This window comes from Mesonia oceanica (assembly GCF_902499555.1).
Lineage (GTDB): Bacteria > Bacteroidota > Bacteroidia > Flavobacteriales > Flavobacteriaceae > Mesonia > Mesonia oceanica.
In genome coordinates this window covers 1-2,416 of sequence record NZ_CABVMM010000041.1, presented here as the reverse complement: position 1 = coordinate 2,416, position 2,416 = coordinate 1, and the positions used below count along the sequence as shown (strand labels likewise).

Genomic DNA, 2,416 nt, shown 5'->3' with positions numbered 1-2,416 from the left:
ATCGCCGTTCTCATCATTGAAGGTCGCGGTCTTGATCAAGGCTATGCCAGGGTTCTGGGACAATGGGGTCTCCGTCGTACCGTCCGTGGTATTGCTGCTGCCCGATAGGTCCTCGGTCGTCTGGGGGTTCCCGTTGCCATCGGTATAGTTACCTGTGGCCGTGGCCTGGTTGGAAACATTTCCGTTGTCCACATCGGCCTGGGTGACCGTATAGGTCGCCGTAAAGCTCGTATCATCTACTGCGCCGGGGGACAGACTCGGCAAGCTGCCGCTTACCGCTACCAATGGGTCATCAATGCTGATGTCCGTTAAGGTCACATCCCCGGTATTGGTCACCGTGAAGGCATAATCGATCGTCTCGCCCGCCTGTGCAAAGCCATCGCCGTTCTCATCATTGAAGGTCGCGGTCTTGATCAAGGCTATGCCAGGGTTTTGGTTGAACGGGGTCACCGTCGGATCGTCCGTGGTATTGCTGCTACTGCTCGATAGGTCTTCCGTGGTCTGGGGGTTCCCGTTGCCATCGGTATAGTTCCCTGTGGCAGTCGCCTGGTTGGATACATTGCCGTTGTCCACATCGGACTGGGTGACCGTATAGGTCGCCGTAAAGCTCGTATCATCTACTGCGCCGGGGGACAGACTCGGCAAGTTGCCGCTTACCCCTACTAGTGGGTCATCAATGCTGATATCCGTTAAGGTCACATCTCCCGTATTGGTCACACTAAAGGCGTAATCGATCGTCTCGCCCGCCTGCGCAAAGCCATCGCCGTTCTCATCATTGAAGGTCGCCGTCTTGATCAAGGCTATACCCGGGTTTTGGCCAAACGGGGTCACCGTCGGATCGTCCGTGGTATTGCTGCTGCTGCCCGATAGGTCTTCCGTGGTCTGCGGGTTCCCGTTGCCATCGGTATAGTTACCTGTGGCCGTGGCCTGATTGGAAACATTCCCGTTGTCCACATCGGCCTGGGTGACCGTATAGGTCGCCGTAAAGGTACCGTTGTCCACAGCACCAGGGGCAAAACTGGACAGTGGGCCGCCCGATACGCTTACCAGTGGGTCGGTCACCGTCACATTGGTCAGCGTGACCTCTCCCGTATTGGTCACCGTGAAGGCGTAATCGATCGTTTCCCCTACCTGCGCAAAACCATCGCCGTTCTCATCATTGAAGGTCGCGGTCTTGATCAGCGCTATGCCGGCATCCTGGGCAAACGGCGTCTGCGTCACATCGTCCTGTGTATTGCTGCTACTGCCCGATAGGTCTTCCGTGGTCTGGGGGTTCCCATTGCCATCGGTATAGTTACCCGTGGCAGTCGCCTGGTTGGTGACAGTTCCGTTATCCACATCGGACTGCGTGATCGTATAGCTGGCCGTAAAGCTCGTATCATCTACTGCTCCCGGGGCAAAACTGGACAGCGGGCCGCCCGATACAGTGACCAGTGGGTCGGTCACCGTCACATTGGTCAAGGTCACATCACCCGTATTGGTCACCGTAAAGGTGTAATCGATCGTTTCCCCTACCTGGGCAAAGCCATCGTTGTTCTCATCATTGAAAGTTCCCGTCTTGATCAGCGCGATGCCCGGGTTCTGGCCAAACGGGGTCACCGTCGTACCGTCCGTGGTATTGCTGCTGCCCGATAGGTCCTCGGTGGTCTGGGGGTTCCCATTGCCATCGGTATAATTACCTGTGGCCGTGGCCTGGTTGGAAACATTACCGTTGTCCACATCGGACTGGGTGACCGTATAGCTCGCCGTAAAGCTCGTATCATCTACTGCGCCGGGGGACAGGCTCGGCAAGCTGCCGCTTACCGCTACCAATGGGTCATCAATGCTGATGTCCGTTAAGGTCACATCACCGGTATTGGTTACCGTGAAGGCGTAGCTGATCGTCTCGCCCACCTGTGCAAAGCCATCACCGTTCTCATCATTGAAAGTTCCCGTCTTGATCAGCGCTATCCCCGGGTTTTGGTTGAACGGGGTCACCGTCGTATTATCCCTGGTGTAACTGTCACTACTGGAAAGGTCTTCCGTGGTCTGGGGGTTCCCATTGCCATCGGTATAGGTTCCCGTCGCGGTCGCCTGGTTGGAAACATTCCCGTTGTCCACATCGGACTGGGTGATCGTATAGCTGGCCGTAAAGGTAGTGGTGTTCTCAGCTCCCGGGGTCAAACTGGCCAAAGGCCCGCCCGATACACTTACCAGTGGGTCGGTGACCGTCACATTGGTCAGCGTCACATCCCCCGTGTTCTTCACACTAAAGGCGTAGCTGATCGTCTCACCCTCCTGGGCAAAGCCATCGTTGTTCTCATCATTGAAGGTCGCCGTCTTGATCAGTGCAATGCCCGGGTTTTGACTGAACGGGGTCACCGTCGTATCGTCCTGGGTGGTACTGCTGCTGCTCGATAGGTCCTCGGTGGTCTGT

At 56.5% G+C, this 2,416-nt stretch carries 1 protein-coding gene; it reads right to left on the bottom strand.

Going from position 1 to position 2,416, the window contains the following annotated elements:
• Positions 1-2,416, bottom strand: a 2,416-nt coding sequence (locus FVB9532_RS19185; RefSeq protein WP_150546796.1) for a beta strand repeat-containing protein, incomplete at both ends; no start/stop codon positions are given.